Source organism: Methylomarinum vadi (genome assembly GCF_000733935.1).
In the GTDB taxonomy this organism is placed as follows: domain Bacteria; phylum Pseudomonadota; class Gammaproteobacteria; order Methylococcales; family Methylomonadaceae; genus Methylomarinum; species Methylomarinum vadi.
The window spans coordinates 2489845-2504085 of the sequence record NZ_JPON01000001.1; the positions used below are offsets into that span (position 1 = coordinate 2489845).

14 protein-coding genes are annotated in these 14241 nt (G+C 55.1%); 1 reads left to right on the top strand and 13 read right to left on the bottom strand.

Features of this window, described 5'->3' with window-relative positions:
- Positions 1–8 precede the first annotated feature (8 nt).
- The 7 genes from EP25_RS0112420 to EP25_RS0112450 form a co-directional block, all read right to left on the bottom strand.
- The gene (locus EP25_RS0112420) at positions 9–1250 is read right to left on the bottom strand and encodes a tetratricopeptide repeat protein (RefSeq protein WP_051906637.1); all 1242 of its coding nucleotides are present in this window, start codon (positions 1248–1250) and stop codon (positions 9–11) included.
- Complete coding sequence (locus EP25_RS0112425; protein ID WP_031434187.1) at positions 1250–1966, bottom strand: energy transducer TonB; 717 nt, start codon at positions 1964–1966, stop codon at positions 1250–1252. Before EP25_RS0112425 ends, EP25_RS0112420 begins: the two co-directional genes overlap by 1 nt.
- A complete protein-coding gene (locus tag EP25_RS0112430) occupies positions 1963–2370 on the bottom strand; it encodes an ExbD/TolR family protein (protein WP_031434188.1) in 408 nt (135 codons plus the stop codon). The genes EP25_RS0112425 and EP25_RS0112430 overlap by 4 nt, the downstream gene beginning before the upstream one ends.
- Positions 2371–2380: 10 nt before the next feature.
- On the bottom strand, positions 2381–2884 hold the full coding sequence (locus EP25_RS0112435) for a MotA/TolQ/ExbB proton channel family protein (protein ID WP_031434189.1): 504 nt from the start codon (positions 2882–2884) through the stop codon (positions 2381–2383).
- Positions 2884–4233: a MotA/TolQ/ExbB proton channel family protein gene (locus EP25_RS0112440; protein ID WP_031434190.1), complete on the bottom strand. Its 1350-nt coding sequence runs from the start codon at positions 4231–4233 to the stop codon at positions 2884–2886. Before EP25_RS0112440 ends, EP25_RS0112435 begins: the two co-directional genes overlap by 1 nt.
- Positions 4230–5012 carry a DUF3450 domain-containing protein gene (locus tag EP25_RS0112445; RefSeq protein ID WP_235185895.1) on the bottom strand — a complete coding sequence of 261 codons (783 nt, stop codon included), beginning with the start codon at positions 5010–5012 and terminating at the stop codon, positions 4230–4232. The genes EP25_RS0112440 and EP25_RS0112445 overlap by 4 nt, the downstream gene beginning before the upstream one ends.
- Before the next feature lie 210 nt (positions 5013–5222).
- Positions 5223–7349: a TonB-dependent receptor plug domain-containing protein gene (locus EP25_RS0112450; RefSeq protein ID WP_051906639.1), complete on the bottom strand. Its 2127-nt coding sequence runs from the start codon at positions 7347–7349 to the stop codon at positions 5223–5225.
- 538 nt (positions 7350–7887) lie between these two features.
- On the opposite strand from EP25_RS0112450, the gene EP25_RS0112455 reads away from it, so the two are divergent.
- Positions 7888–8400: a MotA/TolQ/ExbB proton channel family protein gene (locus EP25_RS0112455; RefSeq protein ID WP_031434193.1), complete on the top strand. Its 513-nt coding sequence runs from the start codon at positions 7888–7890 to the stop codon at positions 8398–8400.
- Positions 8401–8506: 106 nt separating this feature from the next.
- On the opposite strand, the gene EP25_RS0112460 is transcribed toward EP25_RS0112455, so the two are convergent.
- From EP25_RS0112460 to creB, 6 genes are all read right to left on the bottom strand, one after another.
- A complete protein-coding gene (locus EP25_RS0112460; protein WP_051906641.1) occupies positions 8507–9013 on the bottom strand; it encodes a hypothetical protein in 507 nt (168 codons plus the stop codon).
- The gene (locus tag EP25_RS0112465; protein WP_051906644.1) at positions 9001–9789 is read right to left on the bottom strand and encodes an archaeosortase/exosortase family protein; all 789 of its coding nucleotides are present in this window, start codon (positions 9787–9789) and stop codon (positions 9001–9003) included. Before EP25_RS0112465 ends, EP25_RS0112460 begins: the two co-directional genes overlap by 13 nt.
- Entirely contained in the window at positions 9786–10364 is a 579-nt protein-coding gene (locus EP25_RS23615; RefSeq protein WP_051906646.1) for a hypothetical protein, read from the bottom strand. The genes EP25_RS0112465 and EP25_RS23615 overlap by 4 nt, the downstream gene beginning before the upstream one ends.
- Positions 10358–11803: a VIT domain-containing protein gene (locus EP25_RS21980; RefSeq protein ID WP_051906648.1), complete on the bottom strand. Its 1446-nt coding sequence runs from the start codon at positions 11801–11803 to the stop codon at positions 10358–10360. The genes EP25_RS23615 and EP25_RS21980 overlap by 7 nt, the downstream gene beginning before the upstream one ends.
- 111 nt (positions 11804–11914) lie before the next feature.
- Complete coding sequence (creC, locus tag EP25_RS0112475; protein ID WP_031434196.1) at positions 11915–13348, bottom strand: two-component system sensor histidine kinase CreC; 1434 nt, start codon at positions 13346–13348, stop codon at positions 11915–11917.
- Positions 13345–14217: a two-component system response regulator CreB gene (gene creB / locus EP25_RS0112480; protein WP_235185896.1), complete on the bottom strand. Its 873-nt coding sequence runs from the start codon at positions 14215–14217 to the stop codon at positions 13345–13347. The genes creC and creB overlap by 4 nt, the downstream gene beginning before the upstream one ends.
- Positions 14218–14241 lie beyond the last annotated feature (24 nt).

Genomic DNA, 14241 nt, shown 5'->3' on the forward strand with positions numbered 1-14241 from the left:
CTCCGGAATCATCCTTTTGGGGTATTTTGAGATCGAATTTTACCCGAATTTTTTTCCCGATCCAGTCGCTTCAGCCAATAATCGGCTTGCCTTCCAAGGGATGAGTCTGCCACCAGCGCCTGCAGCGACTGTCTTGCCAAGGCCGTATCCCGAGCCTTGTAGGCGGCAATGCCCAAGTACAGGCGGGTGTATTGTTTATGTTTAAGTCCGCCTTTGCGCAGGCTTTGTTGCAAAGAACGCTTTGCCTTGGACCAATGACCCCGCTGCATCTGCAAGCGCCCCAGTAAAGCAAAATCCTCGCCATCGGCGGACAGCTTGGCCGCTTCGGCCAGGACTTCGCGGCTCTTATCCCATTCCCGGGCGAGCTGCCAGCAATTGAACAGTAATTTTAAATTTCCGTAGGAACGCGGCAGCCGTTGTTGTCGAAGTTCTTCTTCCAGCAGGCGGGCCGCTTTGACCGGATAACCTTGATGAGCATTGAAGCGAACCAATTGCAGGATGTCCTTGTTGCGTACGTTGCCATGGTAAAAAGCCAGCATCATGGTGGCCAAGGCCTGATCATGCCGGCCTTGTTCGGCATAGAGTCCGCCCAAATAGCGCCACCATTCCCGTTTTTGCGGAGAGGCGGAAAGCAATTTTTTCACTAGAGCTTCGGCTTTGCCGTATTGCTTACGCTCGACGTAAAGCGACAGCAATAAACGGCGCCATTCTTCGGGAGGAGATTTTTTTAGGGCAAAGGCTTGCTCGACGAGTTTAGCGGCCGAAGGCAGTTTTGCTTGATAAGCGGCATAGCCGGCCATGTAATAGATTTCCGGGTCGGCCTTTTTTTCTTGTGTCAGCCATTGCTGCAGATAAAACGCGCTTTCCCGGTAGTTTTCCAGGCGCAAGGCGACTTGTCCGGCAAGATAATGGAGGCCGTGTACGGCTTCTGCCGACAATAGCTTCGATGCCAATGCGTCTTTAACGGCTTTACGAGCGGCCCAGAGATTACCGCTCTCGCTGTAGGCATATGCCAGATATTGTTGCACCACGGCGGACTCGTAAGCGTTGTCTTTTACCGTCGTTTGCAATGTCTGCAACTTGTGTGCGGCTTGCTTGGCCTTGCCTTCCTTCAGCCAGGCATTCGATTGTTCCAGCACCTTAAACGTTTCGCGGCCGACGGCATGCTCTTCTTCGCTCCAGGCAGGATAGGGATTAAATAGCAGTAAGCCGAAGCAAAGTAAGATTCTCGTTGAAGACAATCGGTTCATCAGTGTAATTTAAAGATAAAATGTTGCCGAACCCTTACCGCGACCGCTTGCCCCTGTTCATTCCGGTGAGGCTGGAAGCGCCAACGGCGAACCGCCCGCAACGAGGTTCTATCGAACGAACCTTGCGGAGAACTCTTGATCACCTCGGCATCGGTGACCGAACCGTCGGGCTTGACGGTGAATTCGACCCAGACTTCGCCCTCGATTCGACGAAATCTCAATGCCTGCGGATAGTGAGGTTGCGTTTTGACAATGGCGGTCAATTGATCGGCCAGCAAAAACTTGGGCCGGGAAATGCCGTAATGCGCCCCCGTGGCGCTGCCCAATGCGCCGGTTTTGCTCTGGCCGCCGGCGACGACCCGTGGCAATGCTGGTCCTGTGCCGACATTAATGCCGCCGCTCAAGGGAATATCGACCTTCAACGCGGCCACGGGCAAGGGCAGTGCCCGCATTTCGGCGACCTCTGCCGACTGGTTCGGCGTGGGCGTCAATAATGCGGAGGTGTCTTCCGGTTCGGGTTCCGGTTTGGGTGGGGTTTTTGCCGGCCTGCGCGGAATGGCCTCGGCTTTCGCGGTATGACGGATAAAATCGAAAAAATCGCCGCTGGTGGTTCTGATCCAGGTTTTTTTCTGATCGGCCGTAATCATCTGCATCATCCCGATGAACAGCATGATATTGATCAGGCAGGCGCCGGTAAAGGTTAATGCAAACTTCATAGTTCCTCGGTCGCCGCCACCGCGACTTGATCGATACCGGCCAAGCGGGCCTGATCCAACACCTGCATGACTATCCCGGTTTCCGCGTGCTTATCGGCCATGATCAAGGCCGAAGCCTCCGGCGATTCGGCATGAAGACGTTCGACATGGCCACGCACGGCCCTGATATCGATACGTTGCTGTTCGATCCACACTTCGCCGTCCTTGGTAACCGCAATCAAAATTCCGGCCTGGTCCTGGCGTTCCGCGCTTTGTGCGGTCGGCCGGTCGACTTCGACGCCGGTTTCCTTAACGAATGAGGAATTGACGGCAAAAAAAATCAACAGGATGAACACCATGTCGATCAACGGCGTCACGTTCAATCCGGCGCCTACGCCGGGAGGTCGGGTATGGGTACGATGCATCGGTGTTATCTCATGAGTCTGTCAATTGGTTCAAGAAGCGATCGCGGGCGCGTTGTACCCTGGATTGCAGATTGGCGGCGAAAAACAAACCGGACAATGCCGTCACCAGCCCGGCCATGGTCGTGATCAAAGCTTCCGAGATGCCGGCGGCCATGCCTCTGGCGTTGCCGGCGCCAAACACATTGATGACTTCGAACACCTTGATCATGCCCGAGACGGTGCCGAGCAGGCCCAGCAACGGCAGCACTTGCGTCAAAATATCGATGATCTTCAGATTATGCAAGGCCTGCGCAATAAAAATGGAGCGCAAGCCTTCCTTAAGACGTTGCTCCGTGAACTGACTGGTTTGGCCCCGGTTTCGCCAGGAGCTCAATAATTGCGCATGCAAACGCGGTAATTGAAACAACAAAAACCAGTAGCGTTCCAAAATCAACGTCCACATCAGCACCGAGACGAACAGAATGACCCAAAGCAACCCGCCGCCCTGCTCGAAAAATGCCAGCACCTTCTCCATCAGTCGCTCGCCGGTGCATTCAGCCGTTGGTCGTAACGTTCGAACAGGCGCGCGCTTTGCTGGTCGAGAATCTCGACAATGCGATTGGCCTGGGCGTGCAAAAAGCTCTGCAACAGTAATAAGGGAATCGCGACCGCCAGCCCCAGTTGTGTCGTGACCAGCGCGTAGGAAATGCCTCCGGCCATCAATTTCGGGTCGCCGGTACCGAACAGCGAAATGGATTGAAATGTTTCGATCATGCCGATCACGGTGCCGAGCAGGCCCAGCAACGGTGTCACGGCGGCGAATACGGTCAACGAGGTCAAGCCGAAAAACAGGCGGCTACTTTCCTGGCTGACGGTTTCGTCCAGCCGCACCGCCATGGCTTCGCTATTGCGGAACCGGGCGTTTGCCGCCATCGCCAGCAAGCGTCCGAGCGGATTGTTTTCGCGATACGTTTCCAACTGCAGTTGGCCTTTGATTCGCAGGCCGTCACGGGCCAGTATCAAACCGCGCCAGATGACGATCAACAAACCCACGGCACCTATCGCCAGGATCAGATAACCGATCACACCGCTTTGTTGCAGCCGTTCGCTGAAATCGGGAGATTGTACCAATAACGCCAGAATCGCCCCTTTGGAAGGGTCGACAGGCATCGGCCGCCAGCCTTCATGGGCCTGTTCCAGTTCCTTGGCCAAGGCTTGATAACGGTGTGCAGGTTGCCTGGCCAGTTCCACCAGTTCGCGGTTTTCCGGCAAATAACGTAAAAAACGGCCGTCCGCCGTGGCATCGAAGACGCCGACGCGGGTAACGGTCTTGGCCTGCTCTTCGCCGTCCAACGTGATGACCGGTCCGGAGAAGCGTACGACTTTCCCGTTCTCGTGCATTTCGTCCAACAGCACCAGCCAGAGCTGCTTCAACGTCTGCATCGATACCGCGTTTTCACGCTGAATCAATTGTTGCAGAAACGCTCCGCGCTCGGGGTATTGCGCCGAAACCATCGACCTGTCCAGCAGCGAGCCGATTTCGGCGGCATTTTGTTGCACGACGGCGAACAAATTGTTCAATTCGCCAGCTTGCGCGGTGATTTGTTCATCCAATGCGGCCAGCTTTGCTTCGTTTTCCTGGAAAGTCGCCCGCAAACTGTCGGCCAATTGATCGGCCCGTTTCAACTGGGCGCGTAATTTGTTCAGTCTTGCTTGTTGTTGGTCGCGTTCCTGGATGAAACGACGTTCGCGTTCCTGGTCGTAGCGGTGGTCTTGTCGTGCCTCGCGGTGAACTCGCTTCAGCAGGTCGTCCAGGCTATCGGCTTGAACGGCGAAACCAAACGCGACCAACAGTAGCAATAAAACCTTTAATAAAAATTTCATGAGGCGTCCTCCGGCGATTTAACCGGCAGGGTGATCAAATCCGGCGGGGATTGTTTTTTGGCGATGCGGATGGCTTTTTCCAATGACTCGCGCATTGAGGCATCCAATTTGATCCATTGTTTGTTTTGTTGATCCCAATATCCGGCCTCATCGCCTTTCAGGGTCAGATAATAAAGCCCGGTTCGGCCCAGGCGTAAAAATTCGACGGATCTAGGGTCCGCCGCATCGTTCAACATGCCCTGATAGGCTTCGATATTATGGCCGTACTCCGCTTCGATGCGGTAAGCTTCCATGATTCGGCGATATTTTTCCGCGACGGTAACATCGGAGCGATGCATTAATTGTGTTAATTGCTCGATGCGTTGCCGACGTTCATCCGGCAGAAACGGCACATCCAAGTCGACGAACTCTTCCAACACATCGATCATTTTTTGTAAGAATGGTGCGATTTGCTGCTGCATCACAACGATATCGCGCATTTGGGTCTCTTTTTGCCCGATTTCTCCCTGTTGGTCGTCGATCAGGCGCTCCATTTGCGCATTGTATGCGGTCAGATCGTCGAGTCGAATGCTGCCGCCGCGAAATTCCTCCAACATCGCCTGGGTTTGGTCGTCCAGCTTGTCGATGCGTTGTTGCGCCTGAATGCCTTGCCGTTGCGACGAAAGCTGTTGTTTCAAGGAATCGTTCAGCGGGTTATCGGCTTGAGTCAAATTGGCAAGCAACAGGCCGCTTACGAAAAGCAAGCCGCGCGCCATAGGGATTGATCGAAAAGTGTTCACAAGTTTACCTTCGAAAAATTACTTTGTAATTATTGTATTATAATCGCAACTTACGCCTGATCTGATCCAACATCTTCGGCATCGTGCAGCAGGTCGTTGCGTGGGTTGGGCATTATCCAGCGCAAAAAAAGGAGGCATTGAAGCAAGTTCGGAGAGAGGGCGTGGACACAGCCCCATTCATCTACCAGAATGGGGCTGTGTCGCCTTATTTTACCATTCGTAGTTTAACGTCACGTAGACGTTGCGGCCGATGCCCGGTAAGCGTTGTCCGATGTCCGTGCCGTTGTCCACATTGTTGAGCGAACGGTTCAGGCCGTTCAGATGCACCCGGTATTCCTTATCGAGCAGATTCTCGACGCCCACCCCGAATTGCAATCCTTTATAAAGTTCGGCCTGGCCGCGAATGTTCCACAGCACATAACCGGCCGTTTTCGGTTCATTATTGAATTTCGAAACTTCACCCTGGCGCCAGTAGCCGACGATTTCGGAGCCGACCGACCATTTGGCCGTATCGTAGAACAACGATAGCTGGCCGTTGAGCGGCGCGATCCGATATAGATTGTCCTTTTGATCGGCGCGGTCGCCGTTGACATAACTGAGTATGCCGTCGACGCGCCAGTTTTCCATGACGCGGAAGCCGGCTTCCAAGTCGGTGCCGTAAAGAATGGCGTCGATATTGGTGAATTGCAATAAGGGGAGCCCCGCCCTATTACTGTTTTTGTAAAGGGCGGTTGCAATAGCGGCGGCAGTTGCATTGCTCGTGGGTAGTCCCTGAATGTAGTCGTCTATGTACCGGTAAAAGGCCCGCGGCGAGAAATAAAACGAGCCGCTGCGCCAGGTAAAGCCCAACTCGCCCTGGTAGGATTTTTCCGGCTGCAGGTTGATGTCGCCGATATAGAGATAGCCGTCCGCCAAGCCTCCGGTCGCTTCGAACGGTGCCCATAAATAACGTTCCTGGTAACTGGGCGAGCGGGTCTTGCGGGCAAAGCCGACTTCGACTTGCAATTCCTCGGTCACGTCGTAACGAAGGACGGCGGTCAGATCGTAATTGAAGTCGGTCTTGGAGCGGTTCGCGCTGTTGAAGTCATTGACCAACTTAGACCAGTTAGCTTGCATAGCCGGTGAAGGGGCCGAGGTCGTCATACTGGTGCTTACCACGCCAGTATCCATTTCGATATGGTTTACCCGGGCGCCCAACTCCACTTCAAAATCCTCGAGCGGAGAAACGGTCCATTCGGCGAAGAAGCCGTAACGGTCGCGCTGCGCGCCATTGAAATTGTTGACAAAAAACGCAGCTTGATCGGGGTTCGTGACCAGGGCGTCATGGTTGGCGTTGTCGCCGTCGGCGCCGACCAGCATGATGCCGGACAGCAGCGGAAAATCGATCGCCAGTTTGTAGCCGAAACCGTCGGAATAATTGGTCGAGATGCGTTTGCCGGTCTTGGGAGGCTGCCGCAACGTATAGTTATCCATCGTATGGCGGATATCCTGGTAGTTGTAGCTGGCCTTGATGCCGATATCGTCGAAGACTTTGCCCTGATAGCTGGTGGTGAAAATTCCCCCTTCGGATACGGTGATGTCCATAGGCAGTGCCGGGGTGCCGGTGGGGCGGGTATGATTGTAGTTGAAATCCATATCGACGATATGCTCTTTGTAACGAAAACCATAACCCAGTTCGGCCGCCTCGCGGTCGTGTTCGGTCGGCACGTTGGCGCCGCCCGGATATTCGTAATCCTGGCCGAATTCCTTGCTGCCGTAGGCATGGAACCGATGATGTTCGGTCGCCAGGCCGCTATACAAGGCCCCGTACCAGCCGTCGTTGTTGCTGTTGAAGCCGGAGGAAAACTTTCCGGTCCAGTCAACCAGTTCGCCCGCTTCGGTAAACGCGGGGCGCTTGGTTTCCTGCACGATGGCGCCGCCAATGGTTTCGATGCCGCTGCTGACCGGGGCGATGCCGCGGTAAATCTTAAGCAGGCTGGTCATCGCAGCCGGCACATGGCTCAATGGCGCGTCCATCGAGTTGGTACAAGCAGGCTTGTAGTTCATGCCCTTGAAATCGACATTGACCCGGTCGCCATATAGGCCACGATATTGGGCGATCCCCGATAAGGGCCCAAGACCATTGACGTTACCGCCCGGTACACTTTTTAATAAACGCGCCGCATCATTGAGGCCGCCTTGTTCGGGCAGGACGCCGGTCATGTTGGGACGGATGATTTCGCCCTCGATTTCCATACTTTCCAGCTCGATGGGTTCTTCCGCGCAAACCGCCGAGGGTGCCAGTAACGTCAAGGGAACCAGCAACAGCGGCGGCACAATATAATTTTTGCTTTTCATAATGCAATACCCTCGCTAATAAAGAAAAAACTAGTATAGAGCCTAGCTAGGCCGCGGCAATAGCAGCCTGTATATTCATCAGTTTAGAACAGCGAGATGAGAAATATATTTTTAATGTAGAACAAAAAAAATAGGCTCCATCCTTTTGAAATAATTAAGCAAAATTTTGGCCAAATTTTATCTGCAAGAGCATCGCATTAGTGCCGAAATAATAATAATTCCTAACCACTTGAAATATTAAGCATTTGTAAATAACTGACTAATATACTCAAACTTATATATTTTTAAGGCGACCATTAAACTATGTTAAATGACGCATTAAATATAAGCGATACGACACAAACATTGTTTTATTGCCGACACCAATGAACGATTATTTAGTTGATGTCGTTTAAACTTAACCGCAATAGATGCCACTGCAGAATGACCACAAGAAGCCGGATAGCGTTGCTTGCTCTATGATTGCGCTGATGTTTTGCGTCCCGTTGCGTTATCATGAGCCATTCGGTTAATAAAAAATGTTTAAGGTCGTGTGATAATGGCTATATTGGATTCGATAGAGGATCTTCTGTCCGCCGGCGGCGATGTTTTATGGCTGATCCTGTGTGCGTCGGTGTGCCTTTGGGGGTTGATTTCGGAACGGTTGATCTACTTTAAAATCGTCTATCCGGACTTACAGTGCCATTGGTTGGAGCAATGGCGACAGCGTAACCATTGCAGTCCAAGGGTTGCATTCCATATTCGGCGCGGCATTCTGTCGGAAGCGAAAATCAGCATGGAACAGTATATGGCCGTCATCAAGATGTTGATTGCGATTTGCCCGATGCTCGGATTGCTCGGGACCGTGACCGGCATGATTCAGGTGTTCGATGTCATGGCCGTAACCGGAAGCAGCAATGCCCGTTCGATGGCGGCGGGCATCTCCCAGGCGACCATATCGACCATGGCCGGTATGATGGTCGCAATTTCCGGTTTGTATTTCCATAAGCTGATCGAAAAGTCCATCCACGACAGATTTCAGCATTTGGCGCATCTGTTGAAACAACATTAGCCTTTACCGATTCTATTTCTTGATCGAGGTTTACAAATGATTGATTCCCTAGTCGCGCCGGGGCGGCGCTCCTACAGCGCGCTTGACTGACTCGTTCATGTAATATTTACACTTTTTCGGCCAGCGTGACCGCCCACCACGGGCCATCGCGTCCCTGTAACACCACCGACCAGAACCAGGAGGAAACGTCGTACCAGCCATTGCCGGTTTCATCGTGGATGCGTTCGCAAACCCGGTAACGTTCGCCGTCGCGCGCGGCCAATACACAGCCCCACAGTCTGCCGTCGCCGTCGCGTCTGAGCGGTTGCGTCGATACCCGATAGCCGGAACCGCGCAGGCAATCGGCCGATGGGTGCAGACGCCGGGTCGGCCGTTCGACATAGCGAATGATGATTTCTCGGCCGCCGTCGCTGAAACGGCCGATTTTACCGGGAAAGCCTTGGCTGAAACCTCGTTCCTGCGCCGTCAACGGTAGAGGGTTCAAAGGTCTGCCTGCCAACTCGACAGGCCAGCCCGGAAAGGGTATGGCCGGTTCAATTGTTGCGCCATGCCGTGCAACGAAAGGAAGCATAGCGATGGCACAATGGATGACTACGATGATCAGGCTACGCATGTCGATGTCCTTAGATTACGCCGATGAAAGCCTAATACCGCCAGGGCGACCACAGCGAACACCAGAACGCCGAGCAAGGAATGAGCGATTTCGGGGGCGGCGACGAGGCCGCTTTCGGTGAAAAACAGCAGCGTCGCTCGCAGGATATTACCGATGAACACGCTAAACATGGTGAAGCTGGTACCCAGCCAGGTCTTAACGAAACTCATGCCGCGCCAGGCCGCCAGCATGAAATTCAGATACAGCGCGGTCCAGAGCATCTTGATGCCGGCGCAAGGCGCATCGACCGCGATCGTTTCGCCTAGCCAGTACAACAACGTACCCTGCGGCCTTACCTCGTAACCGGCCAGATTAAGCAACATCGATGAAACGAACGCGGTGACGGTACGGATCGGAAAACCGCCGTAAAACTGCAGCGAAGCGATCAAAGGGAGCGACAACAACAGCAACCCTGCGACGCCGGCTTGCACGGTGCGAGCGTAACCGAAGCCGGATAGCGTCACAGCCAAGGCCAGGGCCGCGATCGCGGCCCTTAGCAGTGGCGGCAGATAGGCGTAGCCGAAGGCATAGAGCAACGCCAATAATGTGGCGACGACCAACGTCTTTCGGCTGGGAACATGGCTAAGGCCTTTTTTCGCCACGATGATCAGCACGGTGGCGAGGGCCAGGATGCCCCAGGGTTCGTCGGAACGGTCCAGCAGGCGTTGCCCGTACCAGCGCCAGACCGGCCAGTAGGCGAGCAATTGCCAGCAGATGAAACGTTGTGCGGTGATCATTTTCGAATCCTCCACATCAACCAACCTCGGCCCGAGTTTTTCATCCAGGAGATCAAGCTCAAAAGCGCCAGCACGGCTATCAAACTAACGATTTCCGGTTCCGGAGTGGTAGGAACGATACCGCTAACGGCCAGGTCGCTGACGCCTTGCGGCAACGGCAAGGGCTGCTTAACCGTGCGGTTACTTCCGTTCGGGTTGGCGACGATTTCGTCGACGGCGATGAATGAGGTGTAAGCGGTCAACAGATTGTAAGTCAAGCCCAGCGTGGTGATTGCCGCCTTGCGTTCGGAATCGGGCCGCAGTTTTTCGTAATCGCCCAATTCCGCGATGCGTTGCCTGGCCCACAAATAGCGCAGCGCCTCGTTGTTAGCGCCCGGATCTGAATCGGCGACGTTAAGCGATCGGAAATAATCCTTATCGCCGTACCGGCCGGCGATAAGGATCTTGCCTTCGGCCTGCCCGCGCCACTTGCCGAAGACCGCTAGCGGTTTTTCCGCGAACAGGTCGGGAATATGCAGCGGTTCCACGTCATAGACCTCGAAACCGTCGAAATCGACGTCGATATCGGTCAACACCGGAGTTTGGATATAGTCGCGGAAACGTTGCGCGGTCGGCAGCGCTTCGTTCGGCGACGTGACGACGAAGGGTTCGCCGCGCCCGCTTTTCGGGCCAGGCCTTCGATCAAGAAGCGGTTGACGCCGGAACCGATGCCGAAGGCGAAAAAATTGGCGTTGTTCAGGTTGCGTTTGACGTAATCGAACACGTCGGTTTCGACCGCGATGTAACCGTCGGTCACGACCACGAAACTGCGGGAAACGCCGCTTGCGGCCGGTTGTCGCATGGCCCGTTGCAACGCCGGCAGCAGGCGGGTGCCGCCGCCTCCGCGCTGGCTTTCCATCATCTCGATGGCTTTTTCGATATTGTTTTCGGTCGCTGGCAAAGGCCTTTCGGCCAGCAGCGAGGAACCGCCGGAAAAAAACAGGATATTGAAGCCGTCCGTAGGACGCAACCGGCTCAGCAGTTCGACCATCAGCTTCTTGCCGATGTCCAGCGGAAAGCCGTGCATCGACCCGGAAACGTCGACCACGAAGATATATTCGCGCGGCGGTATCGCGGCGTTGACTACCCGCTCGGGCGGCTGCGCCAGCAGCAGGAAAAAGTTCTCCGTTTCGCCCCGGTGCAGCAACAGGCCGGTTTCGATTTCCTCGCCGCGCAATCGATAACGCAATACATAGTCGCGGTTGCCGTTATCGGCGCCTGCCGATTTAAGGCCGATTTTGGCCGCGCCATGGTCGTCGTAAGCGACGGTCACGTCATGGGAAGGCGACATGATCGACTGTATCGGCAAGCCGGCCGCCAACGACACCTCGACGCCGAAAGCGTAAGGCGCTTTTTCACCCTGATGCAGGTAGGGGTTGGCTATCCATTGGTCGCTGTCTGAAGCGCCGTAAACCGGTAACTCGGAATAGCGCGGTCCGACCACGGCCGGGTAGACGAACTCGTAGACGCCCTGTTCCGGCACGATCAATTCGCTATAGGCCAGCTCAACGACGACCCGGTCGCCCGGCATGATGTTGGCGACCTTCATCTGGAAGACGTTGGGGCGTTGTTGTTCGAGCAGCGACGCCCTTTTGCCGGCTTTCTTCGCCTGTTGGTAGGCGGCCTTGGCCGCCTGCCGCTCCTTGATCTTGGCCGTGACCCTACGCTCGCCGATGGTCATGGTCATCGCGTACACCGCGGCGCGGGTCGATCCGGGAAACACATACACGGCCTCGATGGGATCGTTGCCGCTGTTTTGGTAGACCTGACGGATATTGACCGAGGCGATGACGCCGGCAATATCAACCTGCGCCCTGGTTTCCTGCAAAGGCAGAGCTTCGTCATCGCCGGCGACTTGGAAATACGGCGACAGGGTTTTGTTTGTGTTCGATTCGTTCGCCTCCGCGTTGCCCAGCAACAGCAATAGCGGCAGCAGCGCCAGCAGGCGCAGTGCGTGGTAGCATGTCATCGTCATGTTCGTTTCCTCCTCCGGTGAACGGCGATTTGCCGTGTCGATAGGATAAAAAACGGGAATGAATTGACGTTGAAGGGTTGGTGAAATCGCCGTGAAATCTTTGTGAAGAACTTAAGCGCGTGACGCAGGGAAAAACAGACTGGCCGATACGCCGCCCTCGGGGCGGTTTTCCAACCTGATGTCACCTTGATGCAAAGCGGTAATTTCCCTAACCAGACTGAGGCCCAGCCCGGAGCTCTTGCGGCCGTCGCCGGGTCGTTTCAGCGAATAAAAACGTTCGAAAACGCGTCCGAACGCATAGTCGGGGATGCCGGGTCCCCGGTCGAGCACGGCGAAGCGAACGCCGTCGTCCAGGCGCTCGGCCCGAAGTGTAATGGTGCCGTTTTCCGGGCTAAAATCGATGGCGTTCTGCACGACGTTCAGCAGCGCCATGCGGATCAGATTCGGTTCGCCTTGCAGCATACAGTTGCGATTACCCAAAATTTCCAGGTCCAGGCGTTTGACCGTTAACAACGGCATTACGGTTTTTTCCAGTTCGTCGAGCAGGTTTTGTACGACGATAGGTTTCTGCGTATCGATGTATTTGCGCGACTCCAGCGAGGACAACAGCAACAGATTGTCGACGATACGGCCGATGCGACCGCTTTCCTGGCGGATATTGCGCAGGAAGGTCTGTGTCTGCGCCGGACTGAGTTCTTCTCCCAGCAACTCGACCGCACCGCTGATGGCTGACAGCGGACTTTTGATCTCATGCGTCAGAGTTTGCACGTAATTTTCCACGTAACGCTTCCCTGCCAGCGCGTCGCGCATCTGTTCGAAGGCGATGCCCAGCTCCTCCATTTCGCTGGAACCCAGTGCCGGCCGATTGACCCTCCGGCCGTCGCGGATCGCCCGTGCATAGTCGGTCAGGCAAAGTATCGGCCGGGTTACCCAGACGCTCAACAGCAGACCGATGGCGATCAACGTCAGACACACCAATGTGCTGCCGAGAATGAATTTATTCTGCGCGGCCTGGGTGAACTGGTCGGCGCTGTAAGTCGGCTTGCCGACCGACAGCACGCCGATCAGATTCCCGTCGCGCAGGACCGGGGCGGCGATGTAGAGCATTTTTCTGTCGCTGTCGTTTTCCATCGGCGACGTTCGCGCACCGTAATCGCCGCGCAAAGTACGGTGGACATCGCGCCATTGCGAATAATCCCGGCCTTCGTCGCGACCGTTATCGGAATCGAAAACGACGATGCCGGTTCGGTCGGTGATGTAGACATGCCAATCGACCTTGTTTTTGATCAGACCAAAGATCTGTGCGGAAAACACTTGCGTGCGAACCTGAGCGAAACCGGCGCGGAACAGATCGATGTCGAGCTTGTCGTGATCGGCCGAGGCGGCGGCCAGCGACGCTAGCACCCTGGCGGCATCAACCAAGGGCTCTTCGGTCGATTCGCGGTAGCGCAGTTCGATATCGTCGACGACGAACGAGATCGGAACATAAAACCCGGCGCCGAGCAGCAGCACGATCCCCAGGATGATGCGCCGGCGGATGCTCATCGGTCGTCCCGCAGCGAATAACCGATGCCCCGGTGGGTCACGATCGGATCGTCGTCGGGATAAACGGCCTTCAGTTTCTGACGGAGCATCTTGATATGCGTGTCGACGGTGCGCTCCAGACTGATGCCGCCGTGTTCCCAAGCGATGTCCAACAATTGTTCCCGGCTGAATACACGGCCCGGCGCTTGCAGCAACACTTTCAGCAGACGGTATTCGGTGCGCGACAGCTCCAGCGGCGTGTCGCGATAGCTAATGCGTAATTTTTCCTGGTCAATGGTGAACGCCGGTAGATCTTTAGCGGCGGAGTTGAGGCTACTGTGTTGTGTGGTTCGACGCAACACGGCCTTGACCCGGGCGCTCAATTCGCGCGGGCTGAACGGCTTGGTGACGTAATCGTCGCCGCCCAGTTCCAGGCCGACGACCCGGTCTATCTCGTCGCTGCGCGCGGTCAGGAAAATCAGCGGAATAACCGACGAGGCGCGGATTTGCCGGGCCAGGTCGAATCCGTTCATGTCGGGCAAGCCGATGTCGAGGATCAACAAGTCGAATTGTCTATCGGCCAATTCGGCTATGGCTTCGTTACCGGTAGAAGCGGAAACGACCGAAAAGCCTTCCGTTTCCAGCGCAAAGGTGATGTTATCGACGATCGACGGTTCGTCGTCGACTATGAGAATGGTGGCCATGTCGGTCGGTGAAACGGGCGATACGATTAATGCAGAATAACACTGTTTTTGCTTAAAGCTGGCATTATCCAGCTCGGTAGGAAAAATCCGTTTATTGGCATTTATAGACAGCAAATAAACAAACGTCAATGAGACGAGGCAGCAATCGGTTTGGTAACCTTCGGCTGTATAGTGTGTTGGTAACATCATTTGGTTGTTGATTAATCTTGA

Bases quoted from the DNA above. Each gene is read 5' to 3' on its own strand.
- EP25_RS0112420 (WP_051906637.1), bottom strand. From the start codon at position 1,250: ATGAACCGATTGTCTTCAACGAGAATCTTACTTTGCTTCGGCTTACTG.
- EP25_RS0112425 (WP_031434187.1), bottom strand. From the start codon at position 1,966: ATGAAGTTTGCATTAACCTTTACCGGCGCCTGCCTGATCAATATCATG.
- EP25_RS0112430 (WP_031434188.1), bottom strand. From the start codon at position 2,370: ATGCATCGTACCCATACCCGACCTCCCGGCGTAGGCGCCGGATTGAAC.
- EP25_RS0112435 (WP_031434189.1), bottom strand. From the start codon at position 2,884: ATGGAGAAGGTGCTGGCATTTTTCGAGCAGGGCGGCGGGTTGCTTTGG.
- EP25_RS0112440 (WP_031434190.1), bottom strand. From the start codon at position 4,233: ATGAAATTTTTATTAAAGGTTTTATTGCTACTGTTGGTCGCGTTTGGT.
- EP25_RS0112450 (WP_051906639.1), bottom strand. From the start codon at position 7,349: ATGAAAAGCAAAAATTATATTGTGCCGCCGCTGTTGCTGGTTCCCTTG.
- EP25_RS0112455 (WP_031434193.1), top strand. From the start codon at position 7,888: ATGGCTATATTGGATTCGATAGAGGATCTTCTGTCCGCCGGCGGCGAT.
- EP25_RS0112460 (WP_051906641.1), bottom strand. From the start codon at position 9,013: ATGCGTAGCCTGATCATCGTAGTCATCCATTGTGCCATCGCTATGCTT.
- EP25_RS0112465 (WP_051906644.1), bottom strand. From the start codon at position 9,789: ATGATCACCGCACAACGTTTCATCTGCTGGCAATTGCTCGCCTACTGG.
- EP25_RS21980 (WP_051906648.1), bottom strand. From the start codon at position 11,803: ATGACGATGACATGCTACCACGCACTGCGCCTGCTGGCGCTGCTGCCG.
- creC (WP_031434196.1), bottom strand. From the start codon at position 13,348: ATGAGCATCCGCCGGCGCATCATCCTGGGGATCGTGCTGCTGCTCGGC.
- creB (WP_235185896.1), bottom strand. From the start codon at position 14,217: ATGTTACCAACACACTATACAGCCGAAGGTTACCAAACCGATTGCTGC.